General features: G+C 45.8%; 9 protein-coding genes and 2 pseudogenes. 2 read left to right on the plus strand and 9 right to left on the minus strand.

The window, feature by feature from the left end:
- Nucleotides 1–157: 157 nt before the first annotated feature.
- Nucleotides 158–409, plus strand: a complete 252-nt coding sequence (locus tag CCC17_RS05230) for a hypothetical protein (RefSeq protein ID WP_015526542.1) — start codon at nt 158–160, stop codon at nt 407–409.
- A gap of 183 nt (nt 410–592) precedes the next feature.
- Here CCC17_RS05230 and CCC17_RS05235 read toward each other — a convergent pair whose 3' ends face one another.
- The 8 genes and pseudogenes from CCC17_RS05235 to CCC17_RS15010 form a co-directional block, all read right to left on the minus strand.
- Nucleotides 593–2,149 (minus strand): DUF4340 domain-containing protein, encoded by a 1,557-nt coding sequence (locus CCC17_RS05235; RefSeq protein ID WP_015526543.1) that lies wholly within the window; start codon nt 2,147–2,149, stop codon nt 593–595.
- Nucleotides 2,149–3,678, minus strand: a complete 1,530-nt coding sequence (locus CCC17_RS05240) for a GldG family protein (protein WP_015526544.1) — start codon at nt 3,676–3,678, stop codon at nt 2,149–2,151. Before CCC17_RS05240 ends, CCC17_RS05235 begins: the two co-directional genes overlap by 1 nt.
- Before the next feature lie 13 nt (nt 3,679–3,691).
- Nucleotides 3,692–4,555: an ABC transporter permease gene (locus CCC17_RS05245; RefSeq protein ID WP_015526545.1), complete on the minus strand. Its 864-nt coding sequence runs from the start codon at nt 4,553–4,555 to the stop codon at nt 3,692–3,694.
- A complete protein-coding gene (locus CCC17_RS05250; RefSeq protein ID WP_021651032.1) occupies nt 4,552–5,622 on the minus strand; it encodes an ABC transporter ATP-binding protein in 1,071 nt (356 codons plus the stop codon). The genes CCC17_RS05245 and CCC17_RS05250 overlap by 4 nt, the downstream gene beginning before the upstream one ends.
- Nucleotides 5,623–5,925: 303 nt before the next feature.
- Nucleotides 5,926–6,645, minus strand: a complete 720-nt coding sequence (gene rsmG / locus CCC17_RS05255) for a 16S rRNA (guanine(527)-N(7))-methyltransferase RsmG (protein ID WP_059086520.1) — start codon at nt 6,643–6,645, stop codon at nt 5,926–5,928.
- A gap of 45 nt (nt 6,646–6,690) precedes the next feature.
- Nucleotides 6,691–8,580, minus strand: a complete 1,890-nt coding sequence (gene mnmG, locus CCC17_RS05260) for a tRNA uridine-5-carboxymethylaminomethyl(34) synthesis enzyme MnmG (protein WP_173734298.1) — start codon at nt 8,578–8,580, stop codon at nt 6,691–6,693.
- Between the two features lie 952 nt (nt 8,581–9,532).
- Complete coding sequence (gene mnmE, locus CCC17_RS05265) at nt 9,533–10,909, minus strand: tRNA uridine-5-carboxymethylaminomethyl(34) synthesis GTPase MnmE (RefSeq protein WP_147602759.1); 1,377 nt, start codon at nt 10,907–10,909, stop codon at nt 9,533–9,535.
- 168 nt (nt 10,910–11,077) lie between these two features.
- Nucleotides 11,078–11,215, minus strand: a pseudogene (locus CCC17_RS15010) (DUF6783 domain-containing protein); the annotation flags it as partial.
- On the opposite strand from CCC17_RS15010, the pseudogene CCC17_RS15015 reads away from it, so the two are divergent.
- Nucleotides 11,153–11,374, plus strand: a pseudogene (locus CCC17_RS15015) (DUF6783 domain-containing protein). The pseudogenes CCC17_RS15010 and CCC17_RS15015 sit on opposite strands and share 63 nt — an antisense overlap.
- Before the next feature lie 88 nt (nt 11,375–11,462).
- Here CCC17_RS15015 and jag read toward each other — a convergent pair.
- Nucleotides 11,463–12,470 (minus strand): RNA-binding cell elongation regulator Jag/EloR, encoded by a 1,008-nt coding sequence (gene jag, locus CCC17_RS05270; protein ID WP_173723526.1) that lies wholly within the window; start codon nt 12,468–12,470, stop codon nt 11,463–11,465.
- Nucleotides 12,471–12,486: the final 16 nt, after the last annotated feature.

Raw genomic sequence — 12,486 nt, forward strand, 5'->3', positions numbered from 1 at the left:
TGAGCTTCTGTACAGTTTTTTTATATTGTCCTCGTCAATTCTCCACGCTATAATTATAGCAGTTATAGAAAATCAAGCTCGCCAGTACACCGTGCCTGATCTATGCAGCAGATTTCAGTTCAGAAACACTCCTGTCAGATTCAGAAGAAGCGGCAATATGACTTCTCAGATCTACTCACAAACCGGAGCTCTTTCTGACTGCAAGCCTGCGATTTTCAATGGAAAAGCAACCTGGTATGCATCTAATCCACTGACCGCAAAAACAGACGGAATCATCACCTATGCTACACCATTTACCGTCTTCATGGTAAAACCTGGAAAGCTATCGGCAATACAAAAAATACAACCTACACCGATAAAAAGCCAGGCACCGCAACCAAATACTGTATCCGTGCATACCGCATCATAAACGGTAAAAAAATATACGGACCTTATTCATCTGTAAGGACCGTAAAATAATAGCAACATAAAAACACCCCGGAAAATCCTAATCTGTGTGGTGTCTCCGAATATCTGATCATCAAGCGGATATTCGGAGATCACCTTATTATTTACGGATCTCCGAGGTGTTTTTATTTATTTTCTTAATATTTTATTTTTCCGCCTCAGCTGTTGGTGTTGCTATGGCTTCTGTCTCTGTTTCACCGTTTACCATGGTTTCATATGCATTGAACATTTCTTTTACTGTCATTTTGTTTACAAGAAATACCTTGTCTCCAACGACAGCTGCATAATAGTTTGTGTCATATGTGTAGAAGGTAACGGTTGTCTGGTTCTTGTCAGAGTCTGTGAATACAGCGGTCATCTCCGGATCTGCAGCCGGTGTATAAGCGTCTGTCAGTCTCTTCTGTCCTGCCATGTTTATCAGCTTGTTGTAGAAGGTGGTAAAGGTTGTACTTTCTATTTCCTTACCATCCAGCTGATAGGTTGTTGTTTCTTTTTCGTTTCCGTCATCATCTGTGGATGTTTCACGTGAAACATTTACAGTACTTGTTGTTTCACCGTAAGTAACCTGGAGCTGATCCAGATTTTTTACAGACAGATAATTGACGATCAGTGACCAGAGATCTGACGGCGTCTTGTCAATAACTGCACTCAGTGTATCCGTTGACATTGTATAGATCTGTTTGTTATCTACCGTTACATATCTGCTGCCATCTCCTGCCTCATCACCAACATAAATGACAAGCTGTTTATCTACTGTGGTTGTCTTGCTGTCTGCATCTTCTGAGCTGCTGTCCGTGTCAGCGCTGTCGCCGCTCTCAGAATCGCTCTCAGAGGCCGTAGAATCGTTTTCTCCGGATTCTGTACTGTCTGTGCTGTCATCCTTCACCTCTTCCTGATAATCCACTGTAATCGTCGCATAGGGCTTATCAAGGCCATACTGGGAAAGATCCTCTGCATTGTAGTTTACAAACTGGTCAAATGCAAAGCTTCCAAGTCCGGAGGTTACGTTTCCTGCTGCCGTTGTATCGGCAGACTCTTTATCGCTGCTTCCGTCACCGGAAACATTCCAGGTAGCTCCGTCGGAATTTTCTTCCAGGACATAGGAATCTTTATTCTCACTGACCTGGACCTTTTTCACTGTGGAAGAATCAATTGTCGGGAAATCTTCTCCCTGTGCATAATCGTAAAGGGAATTCATAAACGGAGACACAGTGTCCGCTGCCACTACATATACCGTGCTGTCATCATCATCCTTGGAAATGTAATACTGATTCGTAGACGTATTCTCATCTCCGATGTTGAGCTTCGTTGTCCCATCAGCGGTATCAACGGTTACTGTGTTAGATGGAGAATCCAGCCCGTATTCCGTAAGATCCTCCACATCCTCCAGGACTCTATCCGCTTCCACCTTTTTGATGGCGGAAGCTGCGGAATCCAGAGTTGTCTGATTTACAGGAAAAGCAGTCTCATCCTTTTTCACCCAGGAATCATCTTTTTTCTCAAAGGTCACTTCCTTCTTGTCTACGATAAATTCCAGGGATTTAATGTCATCCGTTTTCACGGAAAACACTTCTGTTTTGCTTTCCTCTTCGCTGCTCTCTGTCTTTTCTTCTTTGGATACGTAGGTGTTCAGTCCCACATAAACGCCGCCGAGAACTGCCAGAACAACAACTGCTGAAACAAGTTTGGTTGATTTTTTCATTATGCTTTTCTCCTCTTAAGCCAGATCAGAAATCCTGCAACAAGGAACACTCCCGGGATCAGACCAATGGTACAGATCTTCCAGAAGGCTGCAGCATAATCGGTTACTGTCAGGCTTGTGGACTCAAGGCTCTTGGATGGAATAGAAACGGAATTACTGTCGTCTGTGCTGGTCATCCAGTTTAAGGACTCCAGAAGGAGCTTTTCATTTCCGCCGGATACCATCTGGTTTATCTGGCTCTCCATCAGATTTGCTGTGGAGTAGTAAACGATCTGTGTTTCCTTATCATCATCCAGTTTCTCAGTGATGGCAACACCAAGATCAAACGGTCCGTCTACATCTCCGTCTTCCTTTTCGATATTGCTGCTCTGCATATTTGTTTTGGAGTAAGCCTTGTCAGAGGTTGTCAGGATACTGTCGATGGTTACGGTATCTCTTACATCATCTGTTTTCTGAATGCCCTGCGCATACGGTGCCAGTACATAGGAGCCTGCAGAAGCTGCCTCAGAGCTTGCATCTGTGCTGTTGACTGTTGGTACAAGATAATATGGCATCTGCATTCCATAATGCTGATTATCACCCTCAAATACGATTCCCTCTGCACACTTTACACCATAGTTTTCAAGAACCGCATCAAAGTTCGGCAGATCATCCTGTGTATAATCCGAGAAGATCATAGCTTTTCCGCCTGCCTCCAGATAATCCAGGAGCTCTGTTTTTTCTTCCTCGGAAATATCGCTGGTCGGAGATACGATCATCAGGCAGTCTGCATCATCCGGAACCTTTCCCTCTGTGAGAAGGTTCAGCTCCTTAATATCAATGTTTGCTTTCTGGATATCTTCTTTAAAGCTGGAATCCAGATCTTTTTCTCCGTGTCCGGATAAGGTGTACATGATCGGAAGATCCTCGGATGTTACATAACCGATCGCACTTGTGATCTGTCCTTCTCCATCAAATCCGGTAGTAGTCTGCTGCCAGGTATTATAGTCTACTGAAGAGGAATACATATCGTTGTAATTGATAACCTTGTTTCTGTCGCCGCAGACTACGATCAGGCTGTTTGACGCAAGATCATCGGTTGTATATTCCGATGCAAATTTCGGATTTACAACAGGGTCTTTTACCTCAACTTTAATATGCTTGGACTCATCTTTATAACGTGAAAGCAGATTGGAGATCGTGTCGTCCTCAGAACCGCTTGCCGCGATCTGATAAATGGTAACATCCTTATCCAGTGCCTTCAGTACCTTCTTTGTTTCATCACCGATGGTGTAAAGCTTGGATGAGCTTACATCCAGCTGTGAATATTTGGATGGGATCGCACCGACGATCATATTGATCACAACCACGATCACGATAAAGACTGCTGCCATAGCCATGCTGTAGGAACCATTTTTGATATGTTTTTTGCTAATGGTGCCTACCAGCTTTTTCGGATCCGGTTTATGTTTCTTTTTGCCGGAGTCCTGTGCGGTCTCCGGTACGGCTGCCTCGCCTTTATTTTTCTTAAATTTCTCACTGAATTTCATTTCCATTCACCCCCTAGTTCCAGCGTCTCTTCTGAATGGACTGCATGGTAAGGAACAGGCAGATCGCAATAACAGAAATAAAATAAACGATTCCTGTCACGTCAAACACGCCTTTTGTAAAATTATCATAATGTCCGCTCAGGTTAAATACGTTCAGTACCTTCTGGATACCACCCTGGAAAATACTGGATTTTACAACGTATACGATCACAAGGGCAATCTCTCCCACAGCTCCGATCACTACAGAGATCAGGACATTTTTGATCATAGTATAAATGATGATCGCGATCGCCACGATCAGAAGTCCGAATGCCACTGCAGTTGACATGGAGGTCTGTGAAAAGAATGAGGAAATTCCGTTCATCATATAGAAGGCGAACAGGAATACAAACGTAAGTACTGCTGCAATTACCTGGCTTTCTGTAAGCGCTGACATAAATACACCGATCGCCAGATTCGCGCATCCCAGAAGGAAAAATCCCAGGATTCCGGTGTATGCGGAAGCATAGGAAATCGTTCCGAACTTACTCATGATCAGAGGATAAACGCACATGATCACGACCGGAATGGCAAACACAGCTACCAGTGCAAGATATTTTCCAAATACGATATCCCATACAGATACCGGTGCGGTCAGAAGAAGCTGATCCGTTTTCTGCTTGCGCTCTTCTGCAAGTACGCGCATGGAAAGGATCGGCACACCGATCAGGAACACAAAGGTCAGTGCACTTAAGGTAGTTTCAAATTTTGAATAGCCGCCTGAAAGCTGATATGCGGAAAAATAAATTCCGGTCAGCACCAGGACAAAAAATATGAAGAGATATCCAACCATGGAGGTCAGATAGCTTTTCAGTTCTCTTTTAAAAATCGCTGTCATGACTGATCCCCCTCTTTCTCATCAGAAGCCTTCTCTGGTTCCCCGTTTTTTTCTTCCTGAGTTTTTTCTTCTTCCGATGATCTGTCTTCTACCGGTTTCCACTGTGAGCTTTCCGGTTTTCCGGCGGATTTTTTCTCTCCTTCGGTAAGCTCAAGGAATACATCCTCAAGGGAAACTCTCTTAACCTGCATCTCGTAGATTGGACAGTTCGCTTTTGCCATAGCGTAGAAGACTTTTTCACGGATGTCCACATTTTCCTGAATGGAAAGTTTTGTTTTCCACAATTTTTCATCGCTGTCATAGGACATTTCCACTCCGGTTACGCCTTCGATCGTTTCCAGAGCTTTTCGAATCGTGTCTTTCTCGCCTTTTACCTTCATAAGGAGGCTGTTGGAGCCTGCTGCCAGACGTTCCAGATTATCCGGTGTATCGCTGGCTACCAGCTTTCCATGGGAAATGATCAGAACATAATCACACACTGCTCTTACCTCGGAAAGGATATGGGAGCTTAGGATAACCGTGTGCTTCTGCTTCAGGCCTTTGATCAGGTCACGGATCTCGATGATCTGCTTCGGGTCAAGTCCTACTGTCGGCTCATCCAGGATGATCACTTCAGGATATCCTAGGATTGCCTGTGCAAGACCCACTCTCTGGCGATAACCTTTGGAAAGGTTTTTGATCAGACGGTCTTTCATGTCTGTGATCTTTACCATATCCATGACTTCTTTTATCTGCTTGTCTTTTTGGTTTCTTGGGATTTTTTTCAGATCAGCCGCAAATTTCATGTACTCAAGAACAGTCATGTCAAAATAGAGCGGCGGCATTTCCGGCAGATAGCCGATACATTTCTTGGCTGCCTCCGGTTCCTCCAGAATATCATGACCATCGATCATCACTTTTCCTTCTGTGGAAGCAATGTATCCTGTGATCATGTTCATAGTTGTTGATTTTCCTGCACCGTTGGGGCCCAGGAATCCGTAAATTTTCCCCTTTTCGATCTGAAAGGAAAGATGGTCAACTGCAGTATGATCACCATACTTTTTGACCAGATTACTTACTTCGATCACTTTACTCTCCTCCTTTTATTCTCAGGGAAATACTTTTTTTAATTATCGATTTCCCATTTTATAAGATGCCAGAGGCAAAAGGTCCTGAAACTGAAGCCCTTGACTCTGGCGTCTTTTCAATACCAATAGAAAATGCCCCTGGATGAAACAGAGAATGGGGGAAATCCAGGGGCATCTCTATCGGATTATAGTGTAAAAGTAATTTGTGATAAAAGTAGGATAAATTTGTGATAATTTTGTGAAACTCCCGGACAAAAAAATCTCCTGTCGGACAGATTTTGCCTTTGTTCGACAGGAGGTAACTTATGCCAGTGGCTCTCTGAGCGGTGTTCCGGCTTTTCTCGGATATTTGCCTGGGGTGTTCTTTACCTTCTCGATAATGACCAGGGAGCGGCCGATCTCGGAGCCTGGAAGGTCAAAGTACTGAATATCCCTGATCTTTCCACCAAGGATCTTTACTGCTTTCTCTGCTGCTTCTGCTTCTTCCTTTACAGAACCGGATTTATAGGAGACAAAAAGCCCTCCGACTTTTACATACGGGAGACAGTATTCAGACAGGGTTGCAAGTCCGGATACTGCTCTGGATACGCAGAGATCATATTTTTCTCTGTAGGCTTTGTTTTTTGCATATTCTTCAGCTCTTCCGTGAATGGCGGAAATCCCCTCCAGGCCCAGGAGCGCAAAGGTTTCTTCCAGGAATTTTACTCTTTTATTGAGGGAGTCCAAAAGGCAGGCTTCCACCTCCGGGAAGGCAATCTTCAGGGGAACACCCGGGAATCCGGCGCCGGTTCCGATGTCCATAACGGTTTTTATCTTACCCATATCTACAGCCTTGACGCAGCAGAGGCTGTCCAGGAAATGTTTCACGAGAACCTCGTCAAATTCTGTGATACCGGTGAGGTTCATGACTTTGTTTTTTTCTACAAGATATTCGTAGAATCGGATAAACTGGTTTTTCTGCGTGTCACTGAGTGTGATCCCAAGCTCCTCGCAGCCTTTTTCCAGGATTTCTAAATTGTACATGCAGCTTCCTCTCTTATTTTCTGTGTTTTATTGTTATTCTTTGTATTATCCGTGTTTATGTCCGGATCTGCTTTCCAGATATACAAGAAGCACGGAAATGTCAGCCGGGGATACACCGGAGATACGGGACGCCTGGCCGATGGACACCGGTCTGTAGGCTTCCAGCTTCTGGCGTGCCTCAATGCGGAGGCTTCCTACATCTTCGTAATCAATGTCTTCCGGAAGCTTTTTCTGCTCCAGTTTCTTAAACTGCTCTACCTGCTTCATCTGGCGGCGGATGTAACCGTCATATTTGATGTTGATCTCTACCTGCTCACATACATCTTCCGGAAGCTCCGGTCTTTCTTTATCGATGGGTGCAAGCACCTTATAGTTAAGCTCCGGCCGACGGATCAGCTCTGCAATGGTGGTTCCGGATTTCAGAAGGGTACTGTTCAGAGATTCCAGAAGGCTCTGTACCTCTGCAGAACCACCTACGGTTGCATGTTCCACTCTCTCGATCTCTTCCTGGATCCGGCGCTCTTTTTCCTGTAATTTATGGTATGTCTCATCATCGATCAGGCCGACCTCCCAGCCTTTTTTGCGAAGACGAAGATCTGCGTTGTCCTGGCGGAGGAGCAGACGGTACTCAGCACGGCTTGTCATCATTCGGTACGGCTCATGGTTCTCCTTTGTTACCAGATCATCGATGAGAACGCCAATATATGCCTCTGAGCGGTCCAAAATCAACTGTTCCCGGCCTTTTACCTCCATAGCTGCATTAATTCCCGCTATGAGGCCCTGGGCGGCTGCTTCCTCATATCCGGAGCTTCCGTTAAACTGTCCGCCGCTGAAAAGGCCCTTGATCTTTTTGAATTCCAGTGTGGGATAAAGCTGACGCGGATTGATGCAGTCATACTCAATAGCGTAAGCATTTTTTACAATCCTGGCGTTCTCCAGACCCGGTACGGAATGGTACATCTCGTACTGAACATCCTCCGGCAGGGAGCTGGACATTCCGCCGATGTACATTTCATTTGTGTAAAGACCTTCCGGTTCGATAAATACCTGATGGCGTTTTTTGTCTGCAAAACGAACTACTTTATCCTCAATGGACGGACAGTAACGTGGTCCGGTTCCTTCGATCATTCCGGAATAAAGGGGGGATCTGTCCAGATTTGCACGGATGATCTCGTGTGTTTTTTCGTTTGTATAGGTCAGCCAGCAGGATTTCTGCTCGATCTGTACAGCTTCCGGGTCTGTGGAAAAAGAGAACGGTACGACTCTTTCATCTCCGAACTGCTCTTCCATCTTAGAATAATCAATGGTGTTTCCGGCGATTCTGGCCGGAGTTCCTGTTTTGAAGCGGAACATTTCGATTCCCAGCTTTTTCAGGGAATCCGTAAGGTAATTGGCTGCCTGAAGGCCATTCGGTCCTGTATAGTTGCTGACGTCGCCGTAAATGCAGCGGGCCTTGAGGTAGGTTCCGGTACAGAGGACTACAGCTTTTGCATGGTAGGTGGCTCCTGAGAAGGTTTTTACACCGGTGATGTGCCCGTCTTCTACCAGAAGCTCGGTCACTTCACCCTGGCGGATGGTTAAGTTCTCTGTATTTTCCAGTGTCTTTCTCATTTCTGTGCTGTAGGCCTGTTTATCGGCCTGTGCACGAAGGGAATGGACTGCAGGGCCTTTGGACTGGTTGAGCATTTTGGACTGGATGAAGGTTTTGTCTATATTTTTACCCATTTCTCCACCGAGAGCATCCAGCTCGCGGACGAGATGCCCTTTGGAGCTGCCGCCTACGTTGGGATTGCAGGGCATAAGGGCGATGCTGTCTACGCTGACTGTGAACATGACTGTGTTGAGTCCTAAGCGGGCGCATGCCAGTGATGCTTCGCAGCCTGCGTGGCCGGCGCCTACTACTATGATGTCGAAAAACTGTTCCAGATTTTTCATGCTTTTTCTCCTTTATTTTTTTCTTATTTTTTTTCTTTGTTTATTGTGTGATTGGGTTTTGGTTTTGTTTTTGCTTTCTTGGCAGAGGGCCTGGTTTTTTTGCTTTGGGAAGCTGTGGAAAACCGCAAAGGGGCCGTAAAGCCACGGCCCCTCTGCACACCCCTCGGGCTTTTTTTTAGGAGTTCTTGGGTTGTGGTGCGGGGTACGGTGTTGACTTTTGTCTGTATGCTTCGGTATTGGATGCGGAACGTTGTGCCGAGGTTGTGATGGAACTGTAACGAGGTTCTCGACGTGTGGTGCACGTCTGCGGGGTTATTCCTGCTTCCGTCTGCCATATTTCGGCTCAGTGTCGAATTGCCGATACAGAAGCATACAGGCACAAGTTAGTATCTTTCAGCTTTCCACAATCGCTGCACTATATAAAAAAAGGCCCAGGGGTGTGCAGAGGGGCGCGGCCTTGTGCCCCTTTGCGGTTTTCTCACATTCCAATGTGATCTACCCTCTGCGGGCTTCCACAGTCTATGTGCCATACAGCCGGAGTTCCGCAATCTATGCGGTATATACGGCCGGGTCTCCGCAATCTATATTATGCAACAATATATCCTACAGAAATATACAAAGTTCCGTTTGATACATTTCGGCTCAGTGTTGAATTACCGATACAGAAGCATACAGGCACAAGTTAGTTTCTTTCAGCATTCCACAATCGCTGCACTATATAAAAAAGGCCTAGGGGTGTGCAGAGGGGCGCGGCCTTGTGCCCCTTTGCGGTTTTCTCACATTCCAATGTGATCTACCCTCTGCGGGCTTCCGCAGTCCATGTGGCATACAACAGGTAGCCGCAATCTATACGGTTATACGACCGGAGTTCCGCAATCCATGCGGCATATACGGCCGGGATTCCGCAATCCATGCGGCCATTCGGCCGGGGCCTCCGCAGCACATGCGGTTATTATTTCCCCATACAAAATTTAGAAAATATCTCATTAACAAGGTCTTCCCCAAGTGATTCTCCCAGAATCCGTCCCAGACTTTCGTATGCATCTGTCAGGTCTATGGAATAAAAATCCTCCGGCATTCCGCTTTCTATGCTATTTTCTACCAGAGAAAGACTTTCCCGTGCTTTTAAAAGCTCCTGTCTGTGGCGTTCATTGGTGATGTAGACTTCATCATTGAAATCAATCTCCCCACTGAAGAACATTTCCCGGATTTTTTCTTCCAGGTCTGTGATCCCGGTTTCTTCTTTTGCGGAGATTGGGATCACCGGCTGGTTTATTCTGCTCTTTAAATCCTCTATATCTATAGCAGATTCAAGGTCTGTCTTGCTGTAGAGGACAATTGTCTTTTTCTCTTGCAAAATTTTTATGATCTCTTCGTCGTTTTCATCTAACGGTACGGAGGAATCTACGACATAGAGGATCAGGTCTGCGTCTGCTGCCATTTCTTTGGCTTTGGATACACCGATTTTCTCTACGATGTCTTCTGTCTGGCGGATTCCGGCTGTGTCAGCGATCTTTAATGTGATCCCATGCAGGTTGATATACTCTTCCAGTACGTCTCTGGTGGTTCCTGCGATATCGGTCACGATGGCTCTGTCCTCTCCCAGAAGCAGGTTCAGCAGAGAAGATTTCCCTGCGTTCGGCTTACCCAGGATCACGGTCCGGATACCTTCCTGTATGATCTTTCCGTCTCCGGCTGTTTTTAACAGGTTCTGTATCTTTTCTTTTTCTTCTGCTACGATCTGCTCTAATTCTTCCGAATATCCTGTCAGATCATAGTGCTCTGGGTCGTCTAATGCCGATTCAATGTACGCTATATGGTACAGTAGTTTCTCTCTGATCTGCTGTACATTTTTTCGGACTGAGCCTTTTAATTGTCCTACAGAGTTCTTTAATGAGTACTCATTTTTGGACTGTATCACATCCATAACGGCCTCCGCCTGGGAAAGATCGATCCTTCCATTGAGAAATGCACGCTTGGTAAATTCTCCCGGCTCGGCAATAATGGCTCCGTTTTTCAGCACAGTTTCAAGTACCTTTTTCATGGCTAAAACGCCGCCGTGGCAGTCGATTTCTATGGTATCTTCTCCTGTGTATGTCCGTGGTCCGCGCATGGCCATGACCAGCACTTCGTCTACCATTTCTTCGTTATCATAAATATATCCATAATGAATGGTGTGGCTTGGGACGTTTTTCAGAGATTTTTTTCCACCCTTGGAACGGTATACTCCGGATGCGATCTCAAAAGCCTCCGGGCCACTGATCCTGACGATCCCGATTCCCGATGCGCTCATGGCTGTGGAAATCGCAGCAATCGTTGTCTCTTCCATTTTTCACTCTCCTTTGTCAAACGGATAAAAGCATCCGCTATATCACACTGCAGCTGATCGCTGCCATGCCGTTTATCCTGGTCCAGCGGATAAAAGCATCCGGTTAAACGCAAAAATGTTACTCCGGAAAAGCTTTTTACACGCAAAAAACACGTGTTATTCACGCTTTCACCTAGAATAACATCTTCTGTCAGTTTCCATATTTATAATGCTAGAGCGTGTTTGAAAAAGGCTTTCTGCAAGATGTGCGTCACACTTTGTGGGAGATTTTGTCCGGATGAAGGCGCCGTAGCGGGCTACGGCAACTGAATTCGGGCAAAATATACCGCAAAGTGGGGCGTGCAGATTGCGGGAATGATTTTTCAAATACGCTCTAATCTCTGCATTCCGGATGTCCGCTGCAGAAATATCTTTTGTTATTTGCTCTTCAATGATTATAAAGAATTGTTGCGGAGATTGCAATGATAATTTTTAATTTTCAGTTCCATACAAAAAAGCCGTATCCACGGAGCTTACGCTCCGGGATACGGCTTATAGCTTTACCGGTGGATCATCAATTATTGCGTTTCAGTTTTACTACTACATGTCTGTAAGGTTCTTCTCCCTCACTGACTGTCTCTACATAGCGGTTACCCTGCAGAGATGCATGGATGATCCTTCTTTCGTACGGATTCATCGGTTCCAGAACTACCGGTTTTCTGGTTTTCTTTACCTTGAAGGCGATTCCTCTTGCAAGGTTCTCCAGAGTTTCCTTACGACGGTGTCTGTAGTCCTCGGTATCGAGTTTTACACGAATGTAGGTAGACTCGCCTTTGTTTACCACAAGGCTTGTCAGATACTGAAGAGAATCCAGTGTCTGGCCTCTTTTTCCGATGAGGATACCCATATCCTCACCTTCAAAATCCACATCCAGAGAACCGTCTGCAGTGTTGTATTTCGATGTGATCTCCACTTCTCCAAGATCCATGGAGCCGAATACGTCACGAAGAAATACGACTGCTCTCTCCTCAACCTCTCTGATCTTCTCCGGATCGCTGAGGATCTCTATCGGTCTGCCCTGCTTCGGTGCTCTCTCACGTGTTTCCTTCGGCTGACGCTCCTTTGGAGCTCTTGGCTGTTTCTCACGTGCAGGCTTTGCTTTGCCCTGGAAATCCCTTGCAGGTCTTTCCTTTGGCGCTGCTGCCTTTGCAGGTGCTTCTTCGGATGCCTTCTCCACCTGTACAGCTTCTTTCTTCACCGGCTTCTTCTCCTCTGCAGGAGCTGCTTTCGGTGCAGATTCTTTCTTTACATCCGGAGTAAAAGGCTTTTCTAATTTCTTCTCTTCTTTGATAGCGTCCAGTTTCACGGACTCTACCAGTTCATCGATTTCCTGCATATCAGAAACTGGCTCGATTCTGCGAACTTTGATCACGGCAGGTTTGCTGCCGATTCCGAAGAATCCGGAGCTGCCTTCACTGATAACCTGAATATCAAGCTGGTCACTGGAAGTTCCAAGCTCAAGACACGCTTTTGTGATAGCTTCATTCTTTGTTTTTGCTGAAAACTGAATGTAATCCTCCATTACGAACCCCTCCGTT

The organism is Blautia sp. LMAG:36 (genome assembly GCF_008680535.1).
GTDB lineage: Bacteria > Bacillota > Clostridia > Lachnospirales > Lachnospiraceae > Blautia_A > Blautia_A fusiformis.